The 22430-nt window shown below is 71.6% G+C and carries 23 protein-coding genes and 2 pseudogenes; 14 read left to right on the plus strand and 11 right to left on the minus strand.

Annotation, left to right across the window (positions count from 1 at the left end; all coding sequences use genetic code 11):
- Positions 1–12: 12 nt before the first annotated feature.
- From SRB17_RS40470 to SRB17_RS40485, 4 genes are all read left to right on the plus strand, one after another.
- A complete protein-coding gene (locus tag SRB17_RS40470; RefSeq protein ID WP_153546534.1) occupies positions 13–930 on the plus strand; it encodes a F0F1 ATP synthase subunit gamma in 918 nt (305 codons plus the stop codon).
- Entirely contained in the window at positions 930–2366 is a 1437-nt protein-coding gene (atpD, locus tag SRB17_RS40475) for a F0F1 ATP synthase subunit beta (protein ID WP_153546535.1), read from the plus strand. Before SRB17_RS40470 ends, atpD begins: the two co-directional genes overlap by 1 nt.
- 112 nt (positions 2367–2478) lie before the next feature.
- Positions 2479–2853 carry a F0F1 ATP synthase subunit epsilon gene (locus SRB17_RS40480; protein WP_153546537.1) on the plus strand — a complete coding sequence of 125 codons (375 nt, stop codon included), beginning with the start codon at positions 2479–2481 and terminating at the stop codon, positions 2851–2853.
- A gap of 123 nt (positions 2854–2976) precedes the next feature.
- Positions 2977–3423: a DUF2550 domain-containing protein gene (locus SRB17_RS40485; protein WP_153546539.1), complete on the plus strand. Its 447-nt coding sequence runs from the start codon at positions 2977–2979 to the stop codon at positions 3421–3423.
- A gap of 67 nt (positions 3424–3490) precedes the next feature.
- Here the strand turns inward: SRB17_RS40485 and SRB17_RS40490 are convergent, their stop codons facing one another.
- The 3 genes from SRB17_RS40490 to SRB17_RS40500 form a co-directional block, all read right to left on the minus strand.
- Complete coding sequence (locus SRB17_RS40490) at positions 3491–5311, minus strand: glycoside hydrolase family 18 chitinase (RefSeq protein ID WP_153546541.1); 1821 nt, start codon at positions 5309–5311, stop codon at positions 3491–3493.
- A gap of 137 nt (positions 5312–5448) precedes the next feature.
- A complete protein-coding gene (locus tag SRB17_RS40495; RefSeq protein WP_153546543.1) occupies positions 5449–6099 on the minus strand; it encodes a response regulator in 651 nt (216 codons plus the stop codon).
- Positions 6096–7268 (minus strand): sensor histidine kinase, encoded by a 1173-nt coding sequence (locus SRB17_RS40500; protein WP_153546545.1) that lies wholly within the window; start codon positions 7266–7268, stop codon positions 6096–6098. Before SRB17_RS40500 ends, SRB17_RS40495 begins: the two co-directional genes overlap by 4 nt.
- 152 nt (positions 7269–7420) lie before the next feature.
- Between SRB17_RS40500 and SRB17_RS40505 the strand changes: the two genes are divergently transcribed.
- The 5 genes from SRB17_RS40505 (at position 7421) to SRB17_RS40525 (ending at position 10904) form a co-directional block, all read left to right on the plus strand.
- The gene (locus SRB17_RS40505; RefSeq protein WP_323377403.1) at positions 7421–7993 is read left to right on the plus strand and encodes a hypothetical protein; all 573 of its coding nucleotides are present in this window, start codon (positions 7421–7423) and stop codon (positions 7991–7993) included.
- 68 nt (positions 7994–8061) lie between these two features.
- Positions 8062–8766, plus strand: coding sequence for a response regulator transcription factor (locus SRB17_RS40510; RefSeq protein ID WP_153546549.1), 705 nt, complete (start codon positions 8062–8064; stop codon positions 8764–8766).
- Entirely contained in the window at positions 8763–10226 is a 1464-nt protein-coding gene (locus tag SRB17_RS40515; protein ID WP_323377405.1) for a HAMP domain-containing sensor histidine kinase, read from the plus strand. The genes SRB17_RS40510 and SRB17_RS40515 overlap by 4 nt, the downstream gene beginning before the upstream one ends.
- 55 nt (positions 10227–10281) lie before the next feature.
- Positions 10282–10686 carry a hypothetical protein gene (locus tag SRB17_RS40520; RefSeq protein ID WP_153546550.1) on the plus strand — a complete coding sequence of 135 codons (405 nt, stop codon included), beginning with the start codon at positions 10282–10284 and terminating at the stop codon, positions 10684–10686.
- Positions 10686–10904, plus strand: a complete 219-nt coding sequence (locus SRB17_RS40525) for a hypothetical protein (RefSeq protein WP_153546552.1) — start codon at positions 10686–10688, stop codon at positions 10902–10904. The genes SRB17_RS40520 and SRB17_RS40525 overlap by 1 nt, the downstream gene beginning before the upstream one ends.
- Before the next feature lies 1 nt (position 10905).
- Here the strand turns inward: SRB17_RS40525 and SRB17_RS40530 are convergent, their stop codons facing one another.
- The 4 genes and pseudogenes from SRB17_RS40530 to SRB17_RS48710 all read right to left on the minus strand — a co-directional run bounded on the left by SRB17_RS40530 (position 10906) and on the right by SRB17_RS48710 (position 12344).
- Positions 10906–11478 (minus strand): cob(I)yrinic acid a,c-diamide adenosyltransferase, encoded by a 573-nt coding sequence (locus tag SRB17_RS40530; protein WP_153546554.1) that lies wholly within the window; start codon positions 11476–11478, stop codon positions 10906–10908.
- A 13-nt stretch (positions 11479–11491) separates the two neighbouring features.
- Positions 11492–11673, minus strand: a pseudogene (locus SRB17_RS40535) (ABC transporter permease); the annotation flags it as partial.
- A 10-nt stretch (positions 11674–11683) separates the two neighbouring features.
- Positions 11684–12093: pseudogene (locus SRB17_RS40540) on the minus strand (ATP-binding cassette domain-containing protein); the annotation flags it as partial.
- A gap of 68 nt (positions 12094–12161) precedes the next feature.
- Positions 12162–12344: a hypothetical protein gene (locus SRB17_RS48710; RefSeq protein ID WP_153546556.1), complete on the minus strand. Its 183-nt coding sequence runs from the start codon at positions 12342–12344 to the stop codon at positions 12162–12164.
- Between the two features lie 189 nt (positions 12345–12533).
- Here SRB17_RS48710 and SRB17_RS40550 point away from each other — a divergent pair, with 189 nt between their 5' ends.
- The 3 genes from SRB17_RS40550 to SRB17_RS40560 all read left to right on the plus strand — a co-directional run bounded on the left by SRB17_RS40550 (position 12534) and on the right by SRB17_RS40560 (position 16639).
- On the plus strand, positions 12534–13382 hold the full coding sequence (locus SRB17_RS40550; RefSeq protein ID WP_323377407.1) for a 3-hydroxyacyl-CoA dehydrogenase family protein: 849 nt from the start codon (positions 12534–12536) through the stop codon (positions 13380–13382).
- 163 nt (positions 13383–13545) lie between these two features.
- On the plus strand, positions 13546–13869 hold the full coding sequence (locus SRB17_RS40555; RefSeq protein WP_153546558.1) for an STAS domain-containing protein: 324 nt from the start codon (positions 13546–13548) through the stop codon (positions 13867–13869).
- Positions 13870–14200: 331 nt separating this feature from the next.
- The gene (locus SRB17_RS40560; RefSeq protein ID WP_153546560.1) at positions 14201–16639 is read left to right on the plus strand and encodes an ATP-binding protein; all 2439 of its coding nucleotides are present in this window, start codon (positions 14201–14203) and stop codon (positions 16637–16639) included.
- 18 nt (positions 16640–16657) lie between these two features.
- Here SRB17_RS40560 and nucS read toward each other — a convergent pair whose 3' ends face one another.
- On the minus strand, positions 16658–17329 hold the full coding sequence (nucS, locus tag SRB17_RS40565) for an endonuclease NucS (RefSeq protein ID WP_153546562.1): 672 nt from the start codon (positions 17327–17329) through the stop codon (positions 16658–16660).
- Positions 17330–17605: 276 nt separating this feature from the next.
- Here nucS and SRB17_RS40570 point away from each other — a divergent pair, with 276 nt between their 5' ends.
- Positions 17606–17998, plus strand: a complete 393-nt coding sequence (locus SRB17_RS40570) for an SCO5389 family protein (protein WP_030656147.1) — start codon at positions 17606–17608, stop codon at positions 17996–17998.
- Between the two features lie 118 nt (positions 17999–18116).
- Here the strand turns inward: SRB17_RS40570 and SRB17_RS40575 are convergent, their stop codons facing one another.
- Positions 18117–19145 carry an LLM class flavin-dependent oxidoreductase gene (locus SRB17_RS40575; RefSeq protein WP_153546564.1) on the minus strand — a complete coding sequence of 343 codons (1029 nt, stop codon included), beginning with the start codon at positions 19143–19145 and terminating at the stop codon, positions 18117–18119.
- Positions 19146–19366: 221 nt separating this feature from the next.
- Here SRB17_RS40575 and SRB17_RS40580 point away from each other — a divergent pair, with 221 nt between their 5' ends.
- Positions 19367–19699 carry an ATP/GTP-binding protein gene (locus SRB17_RS40580; protein ID WP_323377409.1) on the plus strand — a complete coding sequence of 111 codons (333 nt, stop codon included), beginning with the start codon at positions 19367–19369 and terminating at the stop codon, positions 19697–19699.
- Between the two features lie 332 nt (positions 19700–20031).
- On the opposite strand, the gene SRB17_RS40585 is transcribed toward SRB17_RS40580, so the two are convergent.
- Together SRB17_RS40585 and SRB17_RS40590 are read right to left on the minus strand one after the other, a co-directional pair.
- Positions 20032–20919 (minus strand): ABC transporter permease, encoded by an 888-nt coding sequence (locus tag SRB17_RS40585; protein ID WP_153546568.1) that lies wholly within the window; start codon positions 20917–20919, stop codon positions 20032–20034.
- The gene (locus SRB17_RS40590; protein ID WP_153546570.1) at positions 20916–22331 is read right to left on the minus strand and encodes an ABC transporter ATP-binding protein; all 1416 of its coding nucleotides are present in this window, start codon (positions 22329–22331) and stop codon (positions 20916–20918) included. Before SRB17_RS40590 ends, SRB17_RS40585 begins: the two co-directional genes overlap by 4 nt.
- Positions 22332–22430: the final 99 nt, after the last annotated feature.

Raw genomic sequence — 22430 nt, forward strand, 5'->3', positions numbered from 1 at the left:
GGGACCTGACTCATGGGAGCCCAGCTCCGGGTCTACAAGCGTCGCATCCGATCCGTCAGCGCGACCAAGAAGATCACCAAGGCGATGGAGATGATCGCCGCCTCGCGCGTCGTCAAGGCGCAGCGCAAGGTGGCGGCCTCCACGCCGTACGCGACCGAGCTGACGCGCGCGGTCACGGCGGTCGGCACCGGCTCGAACACCAAGCACCCGCTCACCACGGAGACGGAGAACCCGACCCGTGCCGCGGTCCTGCTCCTCACGAGCGACCGCGGTCTGGCCGGCGCCTTCAACTCCAACGCCATCAAGACGGCGGAGCAGCTGACCGAGCGCCTGGAGCGCGAGGGCAAGCAGGTCGACACGTACATCGTCGGCCGGCGCGGTGTCGCCCACTACAACTTCCGTGAGCGCAAGGTCACGGAGTCGTGGACGGGCTTCACGGACGAGCCGACGTACGCGGACGCCAAGAAGGTCGCGGCGCCCCTGATCGAGGCCATCGAGAAGGAGACGGCGGACGGTGGCGTGGACGAGCTCCACATCGTGTTCACCGAGTTCGTCTCGATGATGACGCAGACGGCGCTGGACGCCCGGCTGCTTCCGCTGCGCCTCGAAGAGGTCGCCGAGGAGGCTCACCCCAAGGGGGAGATCCTCCCGCTGTACGACTTCGAGCCGTCGGCGGAGGACGTCCTCGACGCCCTGCTGCCGCGCTACGTGGAGAGCCGTATCTACAACGCGCTGCTCCAGTCGGCCGCTTCGAAGCACGCCGCCACGCGGCGCGCGATGAAGTCGGCCACCGACAACGCGGGCGAGCTCATCGAGACGCTCTCCCGTCTTGCCAACGCGGCCCGCCAGGCCGAAATCACCCAGGAAATCAGCGAGATCGTCGGTGGCGCGAGCGCCCTGGCCGACGCGACCGCGGGGAGTGACCGATAATGACCACCACTGTTGAGACCGCGACGGCTACGGGCCGCGTCGCCCGGGTCATCGGCCCGGTCGTCGACGTGGAGTTCCCCGTCGACGCGATGCCGGAAATCTACAACGCCCTTCACGTCGAGGTCTCCGACCCGGCGAACGCGGGCGAGAAGAAGACGCTGACCCTGGAGGTCGCCCAGCACCTGGGCGACGGCCTGGTCCGCACCATCTCCATGCAGCCGACCGACGGTCTGGTCCGCCAGGCCCCGGTGACCGACACGGGCGCCTCCATCTCCGTGCCGGTCGGCGACTTCACCAAGGGCAAGGTGTTCAACACCCTCGGTGAGGTGCTGAACGTCGACGAGACCTACGACGGCGAGCGCTGGCCGATCCACCGCAAGGCCCCGAACTTCGACGAGCTCGAGTCCAAGACCGAGATGTTCGAGACGGGCGTCAAGGTCATCGACCTGCTCACCCCGTACGTCAAGGGCGGCAAGATCGGCCTGTTCGGCGGCGCCGGTGTCGGCAAGACGGTGCTCATCCAGGAGATGATCTACCGTGTCGCCAACAACCACGACGGTGTCTCCGTGTTCGCCGGTGTCGGTGAGCGCACCCGTGAGGGCAACGACCTGATCGAGGAGATGTCGGACTCCGGCGTCATCGACAAGACCGCCCTGGTCTTCGGTCAGATGGACGAGCCCCCGGGCACCCGTCTGCGCGTCGCGCTGGCCGGCCTGACCATGGCCGAGTACTTCCGTGACGTCCAGAAGCAGGACGTGCTGTTCTTCATCGACAACATCTTCCGCTTCACGCAGGCCGGTTCCGAGGTCTCCACCCTGCTCGGCCGTATGCCGTCCGCGGTGGGTTACCAGCCGAACCTGGCCGACGAGATGGGCCTCCTGCAGGAGCGCATCACCTCGACCCGCGGTCACTCGATCACCTCGATGCAGGCGATCTACGTCCCCGCCGACGACCTGACCGACCCGGCCCCGGCGACCACCTTCGCCCACCTCGACGCGACGACGGTTCTGTCCCGTCCGATCTCCGAGAAGGGCATCTACCCGGCCGTGGACCCGCTGGACTCCACGTCCCGGATCCTGGACCCGCGTTACATCTCCGCGGACCACTACAACGCCGCCATGCGCGTGAAGACGGTCCTGCAGAAGTACAAGGACCTCCAGGACATCATCGCGATCCTCGGTATCGACGAGCTCGGCGAGGAGGACAAGCTCGTCGTCCACCGTGCCCGTCGCGTGGAGCGCTTCCTGTCCCAGAACACCCACGTCGCCAAGCAGTTCACCGGCGTCGACGGGTCGGACGTGCCGCTGGACGAGTCGATCGCCGCGTTCAACGCGATCATCGACGGTGAGTACGACCACTTCCCGGAGCAGGCGTTCTTCATGTGTGGTGGCCTGGAGGACCTCAAGGCCAACGCCAAGGAGCTGGGCGTCTCCTGAACTCCCTGAGTTCATGTGAGGGGGCGGGTGCGTCCCGCCCCCTCCGTCACGCCCACTAGAATTGACCCCAACACCCGGCGCCCCTGCCGGGTGGTGACCCGAGGAGCCACCCTTGGCTGCTGAGCTGCACGTCGAGCTGGTCGCCGCCGACCGCCAGGTCTGGTCCGGCGAGGCCACCCTGGTCGTCGCGCGCACCACGTCCGGCGACATCGGCGTCATGCCCGGTCACCAGCCGCTGCTCGGTGTGCTGGAGTCGGGCCCGGTGACCATCCGTACGAGTGACGGTGGAACGGTCGTCGCCGCGGTGCACGGCGGTTTCGTCTCGTTCGCGGACAACAAGCTGTCCTTGCTGGCGGAGATCGCCGAGCTGTCGGACGAGATCGATGTCCAGCGCACGGAGCGGGACCTGGAGCGCGCGAAGGCGGAGGGCGACGCCGCCGCCGAGCGCCGCGCGGACGTCCGCCTGCGTGCGGCGGCGGCCCGCTGACGCCAAGCGCTGTGCGGTGATGTGACTCAGCCGCGGCTGGGACCTTCGGGTCCCAGCCGCGGCTGAGGTAGATGTGGGTGTTTTTTCCGTTCCATTACCTAGGAGACGAGGAGGTCGGTGCCGATGGTCCTCGCTCTGACTGTGTGCGGGATCGTGATCGCGCTCGTGGTGGTGGGACTGTTCCTGTTCGGGCTGCGCCGCAGACTCATCCAGCGCTCCGGCGGCACCTTCGACTGTTCCCTGCGCTGGGACGTGGCCGAGAAACCGGACGCCAACGGCAAGGGCTGGTCCTACGGCGTCGCCCGCTACAACGGCGACCGCATCGAGTGGTACCGCGTCTTCTCCTACGCTTTCCGCCCGCGCCGCACCCTGGAGCGCGCCCAGATCGAGGTGGCCGGCCGCCGGCTTCCCGAGGGCGAGGAGGAACTGGCACTGCTCTCCGACGCGGTGGTCCTCGCCTGTACACATCGGGGCACGCGCCTCGAACTCGCCATGAGCGAAGACGCGCTGACCGGATTCCTCGCGTGGCTGGAGGCAGCCCCGCCCGGACAGCGAGTGAATGTGGCGTAGCCACATTCACTCTCCCCCAGACGAAGCCGAGGGGGAGCGAATGTGGCTGTGAGCGGAGTTCGCTCGCCTACAGGTTGCTGCTGATGGCGTTCACCAGCTCGCCGTCGCTGGTGTCGCCGCTGAACTCCCAGAAGAACGCGCCGCCGAGGCCCTGGGACTTGGCCCAGCTCATCTTCCCGGCGATGGTCGACGGGGTGTCGTACGACCACCAGTTGCTGCCGCAGTGGGCGTACGCGGTACCCGCTACGGTGCCGGTGACCGGGCAGGACGTCTTGAGCACCTTGTAGTCCTCGATGCCCTGCTCGTAGGTGCCGGCCGCCGGTCCCGTGGCCGTGCCGCCCGGGGCGTCCTGGGTGACGCCGGTCCAGCCGCGGCCGTAGAAGCCGATGCCGATGAGCAGCTTGGACGCGGGGACCCCCGTGGACTTGTACTTGGCGATCGCGTCGGCCGTGTCGAACCCGGCCTTCGGGATCCCGTTGTACGAGGTCAGCGGGGAGTGCGGGGCGGTCGGCCCCTGCGCGTCCCAGGCGCCGAAGAAGTCGTACGACATCACGTTGTACCAGTCGACGTACTGGGACGCACCGGCGTAGTCGGCGGCCTCGATCTTGCCGCCGGCGGAACCGTCGGCGGTGACCGCGGCCGTCACCAGCTTGCTGCTGCCGAACTTGGCGCGCAGCGCGGCCATCACGTTCTTGAAGGCCGCCGCCCCGCTGGTGTCGCAGGACAGGCCGCAGGCGTTCGGGTACTCCCAGTCGATGTCGATGCCGTCGAAGACGTCGGCCCAGCGCGGGTCCTCCACCAGGTTGTAGCAGGAGTCGGCGAACGCGGTGGGGTTGGCCGCGGCCTGGGCGAAGCCGCCGGACCAGGTCCAGCCGCCGAAGGACCACAGCACCTTGAGGTTCGGGTACTTGGCCTTCAGCTCGCGCAGCTGGTTGAAGTTGCCGGCCAGCGGCTGGTCCCAGGTGTCCGCGGCGCCGCTGACCGACTGGTCGGCGGTGAACGTCTTCTGGTAGTCGGCGTAGGCGTCACCGATGGCGCACTGGCCGTTCGTCACATTGCCGAAGGCGTAGTTGATGTGTGTGATCTTCGCGGCCGAGCCGGACGTCACCAGGTTCTTGACGTTGTAGTTGCGGCCGTAGATGCCCCACTCGGTGAAGTAGCCGAGCTTGACCTTGTCGCCGCTGGGCGGGGGATTGGTGCCGCTGCCGGTGGTGTGCACCTTGACCGCGCCGCTGACCGGGCCGGTCTGGTCGGCGGTGTCCCGGGCCTGCACGGTGTAGGAGTAGTCGGTGCCGGCGGTCAGACCGCTGTCCGTGTACGAGGTCGTCGTCACGGTGGAGACGACCTTGCCGTCGCGCAGCACGTCGTAGTTCTTGACGCCCTTGTCGTCGGTGGCCGCGCCCCAGGAGAGCTGAGCCGAGGTGTCGGTGACGTTCGAGGCGGTGGGCGTGCCGGGGGCGCTCGGGGCGGCGTCGCCGGGGACGGTCGTACCGTCGCAGCTGTCGCCGTTGAGCTTGCAGTTGCTCGGTGATCCCGGACCCGCGCCGTTGAAGCCGAAGGAGACCGAGGCACCGGGGGCGATGGTGCCGTCGTAGGACTTGTTCTTGGCGGTCCAGTGGGTGCCGGAGCTGGTCACGTCCGCGTCCCAGGCGGAGGTGACGGACGTACCGGAGGGGAAGTCCCACTCGACGGTCCAGGAACTGATGCTGCTGGTACCGGTGTTCTTGATGGTCCACTGACCGCCGAAGCCGGTTCCCCAGTCGCTGGTCTTGGTGTAGGTGGCGGTGGCGTTGGTCGCGGCCTGGGCGGGGCTCGCGAGTCCGACGAGGCCGGCCAGGGGGAGCAACAGGGTCGCGAACCCTGCCGCGGCTCTGTGTCTGAAGCGCATGCTGCGCCTCCTCGTTATGGGGTTGTGGGTTGGGGGTGTCAGGGGCATGACTGAGCCTTCACGCCCACGGTGCTGCGAGAGTAGAAAGGTCTGGACCACAGGTCAATAGGTCTGGACCAATTCTCCGGCGGTTGCCCCTAGATCCCCAACTCCTGTGCCAGTACCGCCGCTTGGACCCGGCTGCGCAGCTCCAGCTTGGCCAGCATCCGGCTGACGTGCGTCTTCACCGTGCCCTCCGCCATCCCCAGCCGCTCGGCGATCCCCGCGTTCGACAGCCCCTGCCCGACGCAGGACAACACCTCGCGCTCGCGCCGGGTCAGCGCGTCCAGCACCGCAGGATCGGCCTTCGCCTCGCGCACCGGGCCCGCCGCGAACTCGGCGATCAGGCGCCGCGTGACAGCCGGCGCGACGATCCCCTCCCCGTCCGCCACCGTACGCACAGCCGCCAACAGGTCCCTGGCCTCTGTGCTCTTCAGCAGGAACCCGGCCGCCCCGGCCCGCAAGGCCCCGAAGACGTACTCATCCAGGTCGAAGGTGGTCAGCACGAGGACGTCCGCGAGCCCTTCGGCGACGATCTGCCGGGTCGCCGACACCCCGTCCAGACCCGGCATCTGCACGTCCATCAGCACCACGTCCGGCCTGATCTGCCGGGCCAGCTCCACCGCCCGTCCACCGTCCGCCGCCTCGCCGGCCACCTCGATGTCGGGCGCGCTGCGCAGGATCAGGACGAGTCCGGCGCGGACGGCGGACTGGTCCTCGGCGACGAGCACACGAACGGTCCGGTTCATGGAGAGGCTCCTTCGGTCAGCGGAAGGCCGGCGCGTACGGTCCACCGGCCGGCCTCGGGACCGGCCGCGAAGGTGCCGCCGAGCAGCGTCACCCGCTCCCGCATCCCGATGAGCCCGGAACCCGAGCCGGGGGCGCGGGAGGTGTCGCCGGGCCGGTAGGGGCTGGTGACCTGGATGTGCAGGGTGCCCCCGGCCTGCCGCAGGGCGACCCGGACGGGCCCCGGCGCCGCGTGCTTGAGCGCGTTGGTCAGCGACTCCTGCACGATCCGGTAGGCGGCCAGCTCCACCGGCGCGGGCACCCGGCCGTGACCCGCCTCCAGGCGGACGTCCAGGCCGCCCGCGCGGGCGCCCTCGACCAGAGCGGCCAGACCGTCGAGCGTCGGCGTGGCGGCCGGCTCCAGGTCGCCGCCGCTGTCCCGCAGGATGCCGATCAGCCGGCGCATCTCGGCCAGCCCGTCCACGCTGTTCTCCCGGATCACGCGCAGCGCGTCCCGGGAGGTCCGCGGATCGTCCAGGGACAGCGCGGCCGTGGAGTGGATGGCGATGGCGGACAGCCGGCCCGCCACCATGTCATGCAACTCCCGTGCCACCCGGGCCCGCTCGGCGGTCACCGCCTGGGTGCGGTCCATCTCGGCGAGCAGTGCGGTCTGTTCGGCGCGCAGCCGGGCGGCCTCGGCGGCGTCACGGTGGTCGCGCACCACCCAGCCGGTCGCGGCGGGTGCCAGCGCGACCACGCCGATGCCCACACCGATCAGCAGCGCCGCCGGGTCGCGCCACAGCGCGGCCGGAACGACCCCGCCGAGCACCGTCAGCAGCCCGGTGATCCAGGGGATGCGGCGGGCTGAGGACGGAGTGCCGTACAGGACGGCCGCGTACATCAGGTCGGTGTACAGCACGACGGTGGCGATGTTGCCGACCGTCACCGTGTCCGCCGCCAGCGCGAGCGTGCCGGCCAGCAGGCCGAGGCGGGGCCGGATGCGGCGCAGTGGCTCGCACGCGGCCGTCACCGCCAGCGGCACCAGTGGGGCCCACGGCGCCGCCCACAGCACGACCGGGGCCGAGGGCACGCGCGGATGGAGCCCGAGTGCCCACAGCAGCACCCCGCCGAGCAGCCCGCCCACGGCGATCCGCACGTCGTCGCGGTGGGGGCGGGGAAGTGCGAGGGCCATGACCCCATCCAACACGGCCCACGGTCGCCCCGCTTGCTCCCTGGGCACGGTCCTGGACTGCGACTTTCGCTTACCTCCGGTTTCGACCGCGCCGACGACGATCCGCGCCCTCGCCGCCGGGAGCCTTGACGGGTGAGCGAGGGGAGCGAATCGTGATCGTCGGGTTGATCATCGCCTGCGAGGTGGCGTTCTGGGTGCTGCTGGCGGCCGGCCTGGCCGTGCGGTACCTGCTGAAAAGGCGCCGTACGAGCGTGGTGTTGCTGCTGTGCGAGCCCCTGCTGGAACTGGTGCTGTTCGTCGTGACCGCGATCGACCTGAAGCACGGCGTCGAACCCGACTGGCGGCACGGACTGGCCGCCGTCTACATCGGCTTCACGGTCGGACTCGGCCACTCCACCATCACGTGGGCGGACGCCTGGGTGGCCCACCGGTTCGCGGGCGGCCCCCGCCCGGTCAAGCCCCCGCGGTACGGCACGGCACGCGCCGTCCACGAGTGGAAGGTCGCGGGCCGCTGGATCCTCGCCTGCGCGGTCGGCCTCGCGCTGCTCCAGGCCGCCGCCTGGTACGTCGGCGACGGCCGCGACACCGGTCCGCTGCGGGCCTGGCAGTTGCGGCTGCTCGTGGTCCTCGCCGTCAACCTGGTCATCGCCGTCAGCTACACGGTGTTCCCGAAACGGGAGCCGGCCGGACGGCGCCCTCGGCGCGAGTTCCAGCGCCGCCCCTGATCCGCCCGACGCCACTGCCGCGGGTCCGGTGAAGGGCCGTACGCTGACCCGGCGATGAGGGGAGTGACATGACGGACACGGCGGGCTCCGGCGCGGTGCTGGTCGTCGACGACGACGCGGCGATCCGGCGCTCGCTGGAGCGCGGACTCAGGCTGAGCGGCTTCGCGGTGCGGACCGCCGCCGACGGTCCCGAGGCGCTGACGGCGGTCCGGGACGCGCCGCCCGACGTGCTGGTGCTCGACGTGTCGATGCCCGGCATGAGCGGCATCGAGGTGTGCACCCGGCTGCGTGACGAGGGCCGGGACCTGCCCGTCCTGATGCTGTCCGCGCTGGACGAGACCGCCGACCGGATAGCCGGGCTCCAGGCGGGCGGCGACGACTACCTGGTGAAACCGTTCGCCCTGCAGGAACTGGTGCTGCGGCTGCGCGCCCTGCTGCGCCGCCGTCCGCCCACGGGCCACGCGCACCTGCGGGTCGCGGGCCTGGTGATCGACCCGGCCGCCCGCACCGCCGAGCGGGACGGCCGCCCCCTCGACCTCACCCGGCGCGAGTTCGAGCTGCTGGAGGTGCTCGCCCGCAACGCCGGACTGGTCCTCACCCGCGACCAGCTCCTGGAACGGGTGTGGGGTTACGACGTCGACGTGCGCACGGACGCCGTCGACACCTTCGTCAGCTATCTGCGGCGCAAACTGGAGGCGGACGGCGGCGGCCGGCTGATCCACACCGTACGGGGCGTCGGCTTCGTGCTCAGGGAACGGCGGGACACGCCGTGAGACTCTCCACCCGTGTCGGTCTCGCCGTCGGCTGCACCGTCCCGCTGCTCGTGCTCGCCGCCGGCGGGCTGCTGCTGCACCTGGTCGCCCGCGATCTGCACCGCGCCGAGGACCAGCATCTGCGGCAGCGCGCGGTGGCCGTCGCCCCTCAGGCCCGGGCCCTGCTGCGGGCCACGGCGAACGGCAGGCCCAAGGCCGCGGACACCCGGGAACGGCAGCTGTTCAGCGCCGCGCTCGACGTCGGCGTACGCGTCGTCGGACCGGGCGCGGACTTCAGCGGCGGACCTCAGCCCGGCCCGTCCGTGGCCCTGCCCCAGAGGTCCTCCGGCTTCGTCACCGTCCGCGACGGCGCCCGCGGCTGGCGGGCCCTGGCCCGGCCCCTGAAGGGCCCCACCGCCTCCGGCACGCTGTGGGTGTTCTCGCCCGACACCGCCGACCGCACCCAACTCCGCCTCGTCCGGCGCCGGGTGATCCTCAGCGCCGTACTCGCCGCACCCCTGTCCGGGCTGCTCGCCTGGGGTCTGGCCGCCGGTGCGAGCGCGCCGCTCACCCGCCTCACCCGCCGTACCGCCGGCCTCGACCCGCGCACCAGCACGGCCCGGATCCCGGAGGAGCGGACCGGAGTGCGGGAGGTGGACGAGCTGGCCGCCACGGTGCGGACCGTGCTCGCCCGCTACGACGAGCAGGCCGCCCGCACCGCCGAGGCCCTCGACACCGCCCGGTCCTTCTCCTCCGCCGCCGCGCACGAACTGCGCACCCCGCTGATGAGCATGGGCACCAACCTGGACATCCTCGCCGACCACCCCGACCTGCCCGACCCCGACCGCACCGAGGTGCTCGGCGACCTGCGCCGCGAGCACGCCCGGCTGCAGGGCCTGCTGGTGATGCTGCGCGAGCTGGGACGCGGGGACCTGGTGGAGGCGGAGGCGTTCCGGGACGTCGACCTGTCCGAGGTCGCCGACGCGGCCGTCGCCGAGGCCCGCCGCCGCGCCCCGGACGCCGACATCGCCCTGGACGCGGCACCCGGTCTCCGCGTGCACGGCTGGGAACCGGGTCTCAGGCTGCTGCTCGACAATCTGCTCGGCAACGCCCTCGCCCACGGCCGGGACGCGGCGGGCCGGGCACGGGTGCGGGTCGGGGTGCGCGGCGCCGCCGATCACGTCCGCATCACCGTCGACGACCACGGGCCCGGCGTGCCGCCCGCCGCCCGCGCCCGGATCTTCGAGCGGTTCCAGCGGGGCCCGGACAGCGCGGGCTCCGGGCTCGGCCTCACCCTGGTCGCCCAGCAGGCGGCACTGCACCGGGGGCGCGTCACCGTGAGCGAGGGGCCGGACGGCACCGGGGCGCGTTTCGAGGTACGGCTGCCGTCGGGCGGCGCGACCCTGCCCGGCCGCCGGGACTGGCTGATCGGTACAGCCGGGACAAACCGGTCACAGAGTTTCCCCAAAGACCTTTCCTAGCCTCCGTTGCGTCGGACGGACGACGGGCCCGTCCGGAAAGGGAACGGAGACACCGATGAACGCACGTCGAAGGACGCGCACCCTGGTCGCCGGGTGCGCCGTGGCGGCCGTACTGGCCGGCACCGCCGGAGTGGCCTCGGCCGACAGCAGCACCCCCGCGCCGGGGCCCACCGGGGACGGGGCCCACGCCCTGTGCAAGCGGGTGCCCAAGATCGACCGTCGGATCGAGCGGGCCCTGAAGCGGCTGGACGCCGGGCCCGGCACCCGTGGCTCGATCGCCCGCCTGCAGCAGCGTGTGGACAACGCGAAGACCGCGGGCCACACCCAGATCGCCACCTTCCTCCAGGACCGGCTGGACTTCCGCAAGTCGCTGGTCACGAACCTTCAGAAGCGGCAGAAGGACCTGAACGACGTCCGGACCTGGTGCCAGGACAACGGTGGCGGGAAGGCGGCGAGCTGATGCGGGCCCGGCGGGCGGTGCCATCGGTGGTGGCCCTGCCGGTGGTGGCCCTGCTGGTGGCGCTCACCGCAGGCTGCGCGCACCACGACGGGGCGTCCGCGAAGCCGCCGTCCGCGTCCGGCACGCCCTCGGGCTACACCGACATGGTGAAGAAGGTGAACGCGGCGGAGTCCGAGGCGGCCGCCGCGGACCGCGACGCGGCCCGCGACGGCAACTGAGCTAGCGTTCCCCGCCCGGCACCCAGAGCACGTCACCGGTGCTCTTGTTGGCGGTGCGGGCCAGGATGAACAGCAGGTCGGACAGGCGGTTGAGGTAGGTCGCGGTGAGCGGGTTCATGGCCTCGCCGTGCACCTCCAGGGCCGCCCAGGTGGAGCGCTCGGCACGGCGTACGACGGTGCACGCCTGGTGCAGCAGGGCCGCGCCGGGCGTGCCGCCGGGCAGGATGAAGGAGCGCAGCTTCTCCAGCTCGGCGTTGAACCGGTCGCAGTCCGCCTCCAGCCGGTCGATGTAGAACTGCTCGACCCGCAGCGGTGGGAACCCGGGGTTCTCCACCACCGGCGTCGACAGGTCCGCACCCACGTCGAACAGGTCGTTCTGGACGCGCGTGAGGACCTTGACGACCTCCGCGTCCAGACCGCCCAGCGCGATCGCGGTGCCGATCACCGCGTTGGCCTCGTTGGCGTCGGCGTAGGCCGAGATCCGGAGGTCGGTCTTGGCGACCCGGCTCATGTCACCGAGCGCGGTGGTGCCCTTGTCGCCGGTCCTGGTGTAGATGCGCGTCAGATTGACCATGCGACCAGCGTAGTTACGCCCCGGCCGTCCGGAACACTCGTGTGCCCACCGTCACCGCCGGCGCCGCGAAGCCGACGGGGACGGCGATGGGGACGCCGGCAGCACGTTCAGCCAGGCGGGCGCGAGGCTCATCGGGAACATCAGGCCGGACAGCAGCATCGACGGCATCGACACCATGTTGATCAGCGGGCCGAAGAGCAGATACGGCGTCGGCCGGGGCGGGCCCGCGGTCGGTGATGGCGAGGAAGGTGTCCTGGAGGGGGGCGTCGATCGAGCCGCCGCGCCGCACTTGAGCGCGCTCGGCGTGCCCTCGGCGGCGACCGTGCCCCGGTCGACGGTGTGTGAGTGCCATCGCGATGTCCAGCCGACGCCGCTGACCGCCGGGGAGTGCGCCGGCCTTCCGGTCGAGGAACCCGGTGAGGCCGAGCGCCCGCGCCGGCCCTCCGCACGCGCTGTGGCCTCGCCCTTCGCCAGGCGGTACATCCGCCCCTGGGTGACCAGCTCCTCCCGCACGGCGGCCAGCTCCTCCCGGACGGTGATCCGCGGATCGGCCCCGCCGGACTGGGCGACGTACCCGCTCACCGCACGCATCCCGGCCGGATCCGTCGCCAGGTCGTGCAGGCTTTGGGTCAACCTGAGGGGGTGGTTGGTCGACCGGCCGGCCCGCTGGGCCTGCTTCCCGGTTATGCCGCCTTCATGAAGGCCATCACCTGACGGTCGTTCAGATCGACTGGATCCACGGCACGGTCATCCAGGTCATCGGCCGCGAAAGGGTCAAGGGCCGCGAACCGCGCGAAGTATCCCGAGAGGTGCTCGCCCTCCTCGACGACATCGAGGACCTGTTGAGCGAACGGGTCCTGAACCACGCCGTCCGGGGAGCGGTCTGAGCGCGCTTTCCGAAGCGCCAAGGAGGACCGCCGAGTTCGCCGACCGAGACGTGACGGGTGTCTCACGCTCTGAGACCGTGACACGCGTTACTAACCGCTCACACAGCGCCGCCGGAGCGCTATGGTCCGCCGGAGAAGCAGACTTGGAGCGCGTTCAAGGGAGTCGGAGTGGCACGGAAGCTCGCCGTCATCGGGGCCGGTCTCATGGGGTCCGGGATCGCTCAGGTCGCCGCGCAGGCGGGCTGGGACGTCGTCCTGCGTGATGTCACCGATGAGGCGCTCCAGCGGGGGACCGACGGCATCAAGGCCTCGTACGACAAGTTCGTGAGCAAGGGGAAGCTGGCGGCGGCCGACGCCGAGGCCGCCCTCGCCCGCATCACCCCGACCACCGACCTGGACGCCGCCGCCGACGCCGACATCGTGGTCGAGGCCGTCTTCGAGAAGCTGGAGGTCAAGCACGAGATCTTCCGCGCGCTCGACAAGCTCGTGCGCGAGGACGCCGTGCTCGCCTCCAACACCTCCGCCATCCCGATCACCAAGATCGCGGCGGCCACCGAGCACCCCGAGCGGGTGGTCGGCGTCCACTTCTTCTCTCCGGTCCCGATGATGCAGCTCGTCGAGCTGGTCCGCGGCTACAAGACCAGTGACGAAACCCTCGCCACCGCACGGGAGTTCGCCGAGTCGGTCGGCAAGACCTGCATCGTCGTGAACCGGGACGTGGCCGGCTTCGTCACCACCCGTCTCATCTCCGCCCTCGTGGTGGAGGCGACCAAGCTCTACGAGTCCGGCGTCGCCACCGCCGAGGACATCGACCTCGCCTGCAAGCTGGGCTTCGGCCACGCCATGGGCCCGCTGGCCACCGCCGACCTCACCGGCGTGGACATCCTGCTGCACGCCACCAGCAACATCTACACCGAGTCCCAGGACGAGAAGTTCGCCCCGCCGGAGCTGATGCGCCGGATGGTGGACGCCGGTGACATCGGCCGCAAGAGCGGGCAGGGCTTCTACAAGTACTGAGCATCTTCCGTACGGACATCCGCCGGACATCACCCCCGGGAGTATCACTCCCAGGGGTGAATTCGGTATCGGTTCGCTTACAAACAGCAACCGCACCACCACTCACACAGTCAGACGTTGCAACGTCACGGAGTACGCCAACCGCACTCAACGGGGAGCGCATATGTACATCAGGGGCGACCACGCCGAGCTGGTCGTCGGGGGCCGCCTCGACGTCCGCAGCGCGGCGGACGCCCGTACGGCCCTGCACTCGGCCGTCGACGACGGAGCCGGCGACCTGGTGCTCGACCTGTCCGAACTGGACTCCTGGGACGCCACCGGACTCGGGGTGATCATGGGTGCCCATCGGCGGGCCGGCCGCTGCGGGCGCCGCCTGGTGCTGCGCGGCGTCCCGCCGCAGATGCAGCGCCTGCTGGTGGCCACCCGGCTGCACCGCATCCTCGCCATCGAGGGCGGCATCGGGGTCGACTCACTGCCCCGGGTGTGAGGTTGTGCGTGCGGGCGTGAGGTGGCGCGTACAGGTGTGAGGTACGGACGGGCATGAGCCGGACGGAGACCGCTGCGGCAGGCGAGACCCGGACGCAGCCGCCGAAGGGTGCGACGGGGGCAATCCTCACCGGACTGTGACGTCTCGGACCGCACGGCACCCCGCCCTGTCGGAGATACTGAGCGAAGGTTTAGGGTTCGGTCGCCCGCCGCCTCGCAACCCTCGACCGAGCGGGCCCGGACCAGAAGCGACAGCGCGGTGTGCGACAAGGCCGGGAGGGGCCGGAATCCGGGCACACGACGCTTTTGGGGGGCATGAACCCATGGAACCCATGGACCCGATCGACCGGGGACCCGAGGAGCACGGACATGCGGCGAGCCGCCGCCCGCCACGGGAATCCCTGACCTCCGACTTCGGCCAGAGCACGCCCGCGCTCGCCCGTACGGCGCACGTCGTGGCCGGCGATCTGCTGCTGACCGTGAACCCCGTCGACGGCAGCGAGATAGAGCCCTGCCCGCCCGTAGAGCGGCCGGCGCGGCCCCGCAAGCGCACCGTCGCCGAGCGCGCCGAGGCCGCCCGTGCCGCCCGGCCGCCCGTGCCGCCCGGCCCCGCCCAGCCGGTGCTCTCCCTGCTGGAACGCCAGGACGAACGCGAGCGCCTGGTCCGGCTGCTGGCCCGGGGCCGCTCGGTACGGCTCACCGGGCCCGGCGGATCCGGCCGCAGCGCCCTGCTGGAGCTGGTCGCCGAGGACTGCCTGGACCTCGCCCCCGACGGCGTGGTGCGCCTGAACGGCTTCCGCCGCACGGTGGGCGACCTCCTGTACGACCTCTTCCACGCCGTGTACGACGCCCCGCACCACCGCCCCGATCCGGACGAACTGCGCGCGTTCGTCGGCGAGATCGGCGCGGTCGTCGTCCTGGACGACATCGAGTTCGGCGGCGCCGCCCTCGACGAGCTCCTCGACGCCACCCCCGAGTGCGCGTTCCTGATCGGCGCCACCCCCGACGTGCCCGCCCCCACGGACGGCTCCGAGGTCGAGGAGGTCTTCCTGAGCGGCCTCGACCGCGCGGCCGGCGTGGAGATCCTGGAGCGGACCGTCGGCCGGGTCCTCACCGAGGAGGAGGCCAACTGGGCCGGCGACCTGTGGTTCGAGTCCGAGGGGCTGCCCCTGCGCTTCGTCCAGGCCGGCGCCCTGCTCCGGCAGCGCGAGGGACTGCGGGCCAGCGCGGGAGCCGTGGACGAGTACGGCGTCTTCGAGGACGTACGCGAACCGGGCGAGCTGTCCCTGGAACCGGCGGACGAGGTCCCGCTGCCCTCCCTCGGCGAGGCCGCCGCGCCCGCCCCGCTGCTCGCCGCCCGGCTCAGCGCCTCCGCGCGCGCCACCCTGCGCTTCGCCGTCGCCCTGGGCGGCGAGGTGCCGCACCAGGCGCATCTGCCGGCGCTGATCGGCGACACGCACGCCGACGCCGCCCTCGGCGAGCTGGCCGCGTGCGGACTGGTCTCCCCGGTCGGTGCCCGCTACCGGCTCGCGGCCGGTGTGCCGGCCCAGCTGGAGGCCGCCGGGTACGCCGACGACGCCCGGGCCCAGGCGCTGGCCGCCGCCGAGCACTACGCCTGGTGGGCCGGGCATCCGTCGGTCACGCCCGAGCGGGTGTGCGCCGAGGCGGACGCCGTGCTGGCCGCGCTCGCCGTGATCGTCCCGCACACGGCTCCGTCCGCCGAGGGGGAGGAGAGCCCCGCGGTACGGCTCGCCCGTACGGCCGCGCCCGCGTTCGCCGCCGGGCTGCACTTCAGCGCCTGGGAACGCGCCCTGCGCTCCGGCGCTGAGGCCTCCCGGCTGGCCGGCGAAGTGCACGAACAAGCCTATTTCCACCATGAGTTGGGTGTCCTCGCGCTGTGCGGCGGGCAGCTCGACCGGGCCCGCGCCGAGTTGGAGGCGTCCATCGGGCTGCGCGGGGCGCTCGCCGACAAGCGGGGCACCGTCGCCGGGCGCCGCGCCCTCGCGCTGGTCGCCGACCGCTCGGGCGAGGTGCCCTGGATGCCGGCGCCGGCGGGGGAGGAGCTGCCGGAGGTACGGCACGAGGAGTCGGCGCCACCGCCGTACGTGCCCCTCGGCGACGCCCTGGTCACGACCCGGCTTCCGGCCGCCACGGAGCGGGGCGGGGGCTTCCGGCGGCTGGCCCGGCGCAACCTCGTCGCGGTCGGCTCCGGGGCGCTGCTGGCCGCCGTGCTGGGTACGGTCGTCACGCTCGGCATGACGTCCAACGACAACGCCGACAAGAACCCGGCCGGCAAGGTCGACGTCAACCCCTCGGCGAGCCAGGGCACGGACGACGGCACCCTCGGCGCGGACCCGAACCAGACCCCTTCCGCGGGCAGCGGATCCCACCCGCCCACCAGCAGCCCGACGAACCCGGGCCCCGACGGCACGTACGGCACGACGGACGATCCGACCCCGTCCCAGCCGGCCACGTCCCCCTCGGCCGACCCGAGCCACACCAAGGGCACGGGCAGTGGGAGTACGACACCGACGCCGTCCAAGTCCCATACGACCAAGCCCACACCGACACCGACGAAGACGACACCCTCGGGCACACCGACCTCGCCCACGCCGACGTCCCCCACACCGACCTCGCCCACCCCGACCCCGACGGGCGGTACGACCCCGTCCACGACGGACACGGCCAGCGGACCGGCGTCCAGCAGCCCCGCGAGCGCATCCCAGAGCACGGGCACGGGAACGCCGAGCAGCTCGGGCACGGTGATGTGACGCGCCCTGGGTAAAAGCTCAGAACAGGCGGAGCTTGTCGTCCTCGAGGCCGCGCAGGGCGTCGTAGTCGAGGAGCTGGCAGTTGATGCCGCGGTCGGTGGCGAGGACGCGGGCCTGGGGCTTGATCTCCTGGGCGGCGAAGATGCCGCGGACCGGGGCGAGGTGCGGGTCGCGGTTCAGGAGGTCCAGGTAGCGCGTGAGTTGTTCGACGCCGTCGATCTCACCCCGGCGCTTGATCTCGACCGCGACCGTCTGCCCGTCCGCGTCCCGGCACAGGATGTCCACCGGGCCGATGGCCGTCATGTACTCGCGGCGGATCAAGGTGTAGCCGTCGCCGAGCGTCTCGATGCGGTCGGCGAGCAGCTCCTGCAGGTGCGCTTCCACGCCGTCCTTGATCAGACCGGGATCCACGCCGAGTTCGTGCGAGGAGTCGTGGAGGATCTCCTCCATCGTGATGATCAGTTTCTCGCCCGCTTTGTTGACGACCGTCCACACGCCCTCGTCGTCGCCCGTGCCCTCCTTCAGCGTGCAGGGCGGCGACATCCAGTTGAGGGGCTTGTAGGCCCGGTCGTCGGCGTGGATGGAGACGCTGCCGTCCGCCTTGACCAGGATCAGGCGGGGCGCCGAGGGCAGGTGGGCGGTGAGCCGGCCGGCGTAGTCGACCGAGCATCGGGCAATGACGAGACGCATGGTCGGCAACGCTACTCGACGCCCCGAGGTGCGCGCGATTCGCCCACCCCGCTCCCGATCGATCGTCCCAATTGTCCCTGGAAACTCTTGTTCATCCCTGGCCGATTGTGCCCGTAACGGGACCGTTCCATATACGCATTCTGCTGGTGCCGTCACCGACCGTTGCCTACCGTAGTAAACGGGAGGTCGCCGCCTATCTACTGAGAGTGTTCGATATCGCGAACTCCCTTACCTGTCCGGCAACCCCTGCTCCGTGGGGGTGCGAGAGGAGAACCCATGTCGCTCGACGTCTCACCGGCCCTACTCGAACAGGCCGAGCGAGGCGAGGTCGACGAAGCAGCATTCGTCGACTGCGTCCGGACCTCCCTGCCCTACGCATGGGAGATGATCAGCTCCCTGGTGGCCCAGCTGAAGGTCGACGGCGGACCGTTCGCCGACAACCAGACGCCCCCGCCGGACGAGCAGGCACGCGGTCAGCTGCTGCGTGCGCTCGCGAGTGACGCCATCCGCGGCGCCCTGCAGCGGCACTTCGGTGTGCGGCTGGCCTTCCAGAACTGCCACCGGGTGGCGGTGTTCCCGCTGGACGCCTCGGTCGACGAGACGTTGGCCCGCTTCACCTCGGTACGCAGCCAGTTGCTGAACCAGTCGCCGGAGCTCCGGGACTGCTGACGGGCAGTGCCGGTACGGCAGACGCTGTGAGCCACATGCTTGCCGCTCCACCCACGGGGAGGTGCATTCAGTACTGGGGCGGCAAGCCCCCAAGGCGGCCGGGGAGTTGTGGGGCGGCTCAGCGCAGCTGGGGCAGCACCTCGGCACCCAGCCGCCGCAGGTTCTCCTCGGTCGCGGCGAGATCGCCCGAGCCCTCCACGAGCAGGGCGAAGCGGGAGATACCGGTGCGCTCCGAGGTGGCCGCGAGCCGGTCGGCGGCCAGCCGCGGGGTGCCGACCGGGTGCAGCCCGCAGAGCAGTTCCGTGTAGGCGTGCGGGTCGCGCATCGCACGCTTACGGCCGTCGACCGTCACATGCGCCTCCAGGCCCTGCTTCAGCCAGCCCGGCATGGCCTTCAGGAGCGTCTCCGTCGCGTCCGTGCGCCGGTCGGCGAGCTGGCACACCCCGGCCGAGACATGCGCGGCGCCCGCGATCTCCTCGGCCGGCCGGCCCGCCGCGCGGGCGCAGCGCCGCCAGAGGGCCACCATCTCGGCCTTTTCCTCGTCCCCGACATGCATGCCGAGCAGCATCGGCAGCCCGCGCTCGGCGGCCAGCCGTACGCTCGCCGGGGAGGTGCAGGCGACGACGACCTCGGGGCCCGGGGTCTCCGTCAGCGCCTCCGACGGCCGCGGTACGACGGGCACCTCGCGGAAGCTGAACCGCTCGCCGGACGCCGACACCCGTGGCTCGCGCAGCCAGCGCAGCAGCAGATCGAGTGATTCGGGGAATCCGTGTTCGTACGCCTCCAGGCCCGCACCGAAGACCTCCAGGTCCACCCAGGGCCCGCCGCGGCCGACGCCGAGCGTGAACCGTCCGCCGCTCGTCAGGTGCAGCAGCGCGGCCTGCTCGCCGAGGGCCACGGGGTGGGCGGTGGGCAGTACGCTGACTGCCGTGCCCACCCGGATACGGCGGGTGCGGCCGAGCAGCAGGGCGGCCAGGGTGACGGCGGACGGGCATGTGCCGTACGGCACGAAGTGGTGCTCTGCCAGCCAGGCGGCGTCGAGACCGGCCTCCTCGGCGACCTCCGCCGAGCGGACCGCCCGGTGCAGGGCCTCCCCGGGGCCCTGGCCCGGGAACTGGGCGCCCAGCACAAAACTTCCTACGTACATCTCGTTTCCTGCTTCCTTGGCTCCGACGCGGAGCTCCCCCACCCGGCATAACCGTCCGACACGTGCCCAGGACACGGCCTGGCGGAGAGATTTGCGGATTGTCTGCAGAATGGGGCGCCGTGGAGGGGGACTTGTGTGGGTTGGTCCGTACGGGTACCCCGCATGGCGGCGCGTAGGCTGGATGCAGCCCGTGCTTCCTGTATAGCCCCGAGAGGTGTTCCGTGTCCCCGCGTCGCAACCGACCGAAGACCGCCGGATCGTCGGGCCGCAGCGCCGAGGACGACCGCGCCGGCCGGTACGGCGGCTGGCAGTCGACCGAGACCTGGCAGGGCGAGGAGTGGAGCGTGCGCCATGTCGCCGGGTCGAGCGCGGAGGGCAAGACCTACCGCTGCCCCGGCTGTGACCAGCTGATCCCCTCCGGTGTCCCGCACGTGGTGGCCTGGCCCGAGCACGCGGGCGTGGACGACCGGCGCCACTGGCACAAGGCCTGCTGGAACGCGAAGGACCGCCGCACCACCCGGGTGCCGCGGTCCCGTAACGCGCCGAGGTTCTAGCCAGTCGCCTCGCGGCCGACGTGCTGGTGGGACGTAGGTGGGCCGTAGCGCGGGCGGCAGATCGGCCGGGCCGTTACAACTTCCGCTTGCTTATGGCCCTTCTGTGGCTTTTCTGTGTGCACGACTGGAGCCGGGGCACTGGTTGGGCGCAGAGAAAATGGCCGGTTCTCGACCCCTGTCGAGGTGGGCACCGGGCTCTTGGCGCGTATGCGGCAACGCAACGGGCCTTCCGGGGGTGATGGTGGATGGCGATATCCATCACGAGCCCGGAAGGCCCTGAGAGCGTCGAGTGGGCGGCCGCCGTGGGGCGGCCGGTCAGTGTGGCCGGGACCTCACACGTCCCGCTTCTCCAGCAGCGCGTAGGCGCCGGCGAACGCGGCCGCCGACAGGCCCAGCATGATCCACAGGGGGTCCCAGCCCGTGGGGCCGGAGCTGCTCAGGGAGTTGTCGTAGAAGCAGCTCATCTGGCTCGGGATGGAGTACTCCAGCAGCCACTCCCGCACCTTGGACAGCGACTGTGAGGCCATGAACAGCGCGATCACCAGCGGGGCCAGGACCGCGCCGATCATGATGGTGATGGCGCCGGCGGAGTGCCGGATGACCGAGCCGATGAGCAGCGAGAACAGTCCGAGCAGCGCGAGATAGAGGCTGATGCCGACGGTCGCCATCAGCCAGTCGCCGCCGGAGGGCGTGCGGGCGCCGCCGACGCCTTTCAGCATGGACGCGTGGATCATGGCCATGAGGCCGGACGTGGCCAGGGTGACGACGAAGGCGACGACGAAGAACACGATCGACTTCGCCGCCAGCACCCGGCCACGGCTCGGGCACGCGGTCATCGTCGTGCGGATCATGCCGGTGCCGTACTCCGAGGCCGTGGTCAGCACGCCGAGCGTGATGATGCACATGCTGCCGAGGAGCAGGCCGAAGAACCCGAACTGGAGCGGGTTCTGGTCGGACATGGTCTCCGGGCTGGAGTTGGACTTGACCACCGAGCCGGCCAGCAGGCCGATCGCGAGGACGAGCACCACGAACACGCCGAGCGTCCACATCGTCGACCGCACCGACTTGATCTTGGTCCACTCGGAGGCGAGCGCGTGCCCGAGGTGGGTGCGCACGACCGGGATCGGCGAGGTGTAGGCGGGGTACGACCCGCCGGGCGCCGCCTGCCAGTCGGGCGCGGCGGCCGGGGCCTGCGGCATCGGGGGCTGGTGGGTGCTCATCGGGCGTCCTCGGGCTTGGTCAGGTCGGCGGGGGCGGTGGCCGGGGCCGGGGGAGCGGCGGCGGGCGCCTGCCGCGGCGCGGGCGGTGCCGCGGCGGCCGGGAGCGGCGGCTGGTCCTGCGGCGCCGGAGCGGCCGGCCGGGCCTGCGGGGCGGCGGGAGCCGACGGCACGGCGGGACCCTGAGGGCCACCGGGCGCCCCGGCCGAGGGCTGCGTCTCGTGCGCCTGCGGGGCCGGAGCGGCCGGCTGGGCGTACGGGTTGGGGGCGCCGGGGCCGGGGGAGACGGGAGCGCCGGGGCCCGGGGCGACGGGAGCGCCGTAACCGGGCGCCTGCGGGCCGCCGTACGGTCCGGCGGGTGCCTGGGGCATCGCGAAGGGCTGTCCGCCCTGCTGGGGCGGCGGCGGGGCGTACCAGCCGGGCTGGCCCTGGCCGGGCACCGGCATGGGCGGCTGGGCGCCCGGCGGCAGCGGCTGCTGCAGGCCCGCCTTCTGGTCGATGGACGAGCGGTAGTCGACGGCGCCCTGCGTCATCCGCATGTACGCCTCCTCCAGCGAGGCCTGGTGCGGGGACAGCTCCCACAGCCGGACACCCGCCTCGTGCGCGAGGTCACTGATCCGGGGCAGCGGCAGCCCGGTCACGCGCAGCGCGCCGTCCGGCTCGGGCAGCACATGGCCGCCCGCCTCGGCGAGCGTCGTGCCGAGCTTCTCGCGCAGCTGCGGCTCGGTGTCCGGGGTGCGCACCCGGGCGAAGTCGGCGGAGTTCGCCGAGATGAAGTCCGTCACGCTCATGTCGGCGAGCAGCTGGCCGCGTCCGATGACGATGAGGTGGTCGGCGGTCAGCGCCATCTCGCTCATCAGGTGCGAGGAGACGAAGACCGTACGGCCCTCGGCGGCCAGGGCCTTCATCAGATTGCGCACCCAGAGGATGCCCTCGGGGTCGAGGCCGTTGACCGGCTCGTCGAACAGCAGCACCTGCGGGTCGCCGAGCAGCGCTGCGGCGATGCCGAGGCGCTGGCCCATGCCGAGCGAGAAGCCCTTGGAGCGCCTGCGCGCCACGTCCTGCAGGCCGACCACGCCGAGCACCTCGTCCACGCGGCGGGCCGGGATGCCCGACAGCTGGGCGAGGCTCAGCAGATGGTTGCGGGCGGTCCGGCCGCCGTGCACGGCCTTGGCGTCGAGCAGCGCGCCGACCTGGCGGGGCGCGTTGGGCAGCTTGCGGTACGGATGGCCGCCGATCGTCACCGATCCGGACGTGGGGTTGTCCAGCCCGAGGATCATCCGCATCGTCGTCGACTTGCCCGAGCCGTTCGGCCCGAGGAAGCCGGTGACGGCACCCGGCCGCACCTGGAAGGAAAGGTTGTACACGGCGGTCTTGTCGCCGTAGCGCTTGGTCAGGCCGACAGCCTCGATCATGCTCCGCACCCATCGAAAGGTTCAGGACAGCGGGGACCCGCCCCCGTAAGGGTTAGGAGGATATCGGGGCGCTGACGGTTCCGCCCAAAGGACGGTAAA

Source organism: Streptomyces sp. RB17, assembly GCF_009604455.1.
Taxonomy (GTDB): Bacteria; Actinomycetota; Actinomycetes; order Streptomycetales; family Streptomycetaceae; genus Streptomyces.

Bases quoted from the DNA above. Each gene is read 5' to 3' on its own strand.
- SRB17_RS40470 (WP_153546534.1), top strand. From the start codon at position 13: ATGGGAGCCCAGCTCCGGGTCTACAAGCGTCGCATCCGATCCGTCAGC.
- atpD (WP_153546535.1), top strand. From the start codon at position 930: ATGACCACCACTGTTGAGACCGCGACGGCTACGGGCCGCGTCGCCCGG.
- SRB17_RS40485 (WP_153546539.1), top strand. From the start codon at position 2,977: ATGGTCCTCGCTCTGACTGTGTGCGGGATCGTGATCGCGCTCGTGGTG.
- SRB17_RS40490 (WP_153546541.1), bottom strand. From the start codon at position 5,311: ATGCGCTTCAGACACAGAGCCGCGGCAGGGTTCGCGACCCTGTTGCTC.
- SRB17_RS40495 (WP_153546543.1), bottom strand. From the start codon at position 6,099: ATGAACCGGACCGTTCGTGTGCTCGTCGCCGAGGACCAGTCCGCCGTC.
- SRB17_RS40500 (WP_153546545.1), bottom strand. From the start codon at position 7,268: ATGGCCCTCGCACTTCCCCGCCCCCACCGCGACGACGTGCGGATCGCC.
- SRB17_RS40510 (WP_153546549.1), top strand. From the start codon at position 8,062: ATGACGGACACGGCGGGCTCCGGCGCGGTGCTGGTCGTCGACGACGAC.
- SRB17_RS40520 (WP_153546550.1), top strand. From the start codon at position 10,282: ATGAACGCACGTCGAAGGACGCGCACCCTGGTCGCCGGGTGCGCCGTG.
- SRB17_RS40525 (WP_153546552.1), top strand. From the start codon at position 10,686: ATGCGGGCCCGGCGGGCGGTGCCATCGGTGGTGGCCCTGCCGGTGGTG.
- SRB17_RS40530 (WP_153546554.1), bottom strand. From the start codon at position 11,478: ATGGTCAATCTGACGCGCATCTACACCAGGACCGGCGACAAGGGCACC.
- SRB17_RS40555 (WP_153546558.1), top strand. From the start codon at position 13,546: ATGTACATCAGGGGCGACCACGCCGAGCTGGTCGTCGGGGGCCGCCTC.
- SRB17_RS40560 (WP_153546560.1), top strand. From the start codon at position 14,201: ATGGACCCGATCGACCGGGGACCCGAGGAGCACGGACATGCGGCGAGC.
- nucS (WP_153546562.1), bottom strand. From the start codon at position 17,329: ATGCGTCTCGTCATTGCCCGATGCTCGGTCGACTACGCCGGCCGGCTC.
- SRB17_RS40570 (WP_030656147.1), top strand. From the start codon at position 17,606: ATGTCGCTCGACGTCTCACCGGCCCTACTCGAACAGGCCGAGCGAGGC.
- SRB17_RS40575 (WP_153546564.1), bottom strand. From the start codon at position 19,145: ATGTACGTAGGAAGTTTTGTGCTGGGCGCCCAGTTCCCGGGCCAGGGC.
- SRB17_RS40585 (WP_153546568.1), bottom strand. From the start codon at position 20,919: ATGAGCACCCACCAGCCCCCGATGCCGCAGGCCCCGGCCGCCGCGCCC.
- SRB17_RS40590 (WP_153546570.1), bottom strand. From the start codon at position 22,331: ATGATCGAGGCTGTCGGCCTGACCAAGCGCTACGGCGACAAGACCGCC.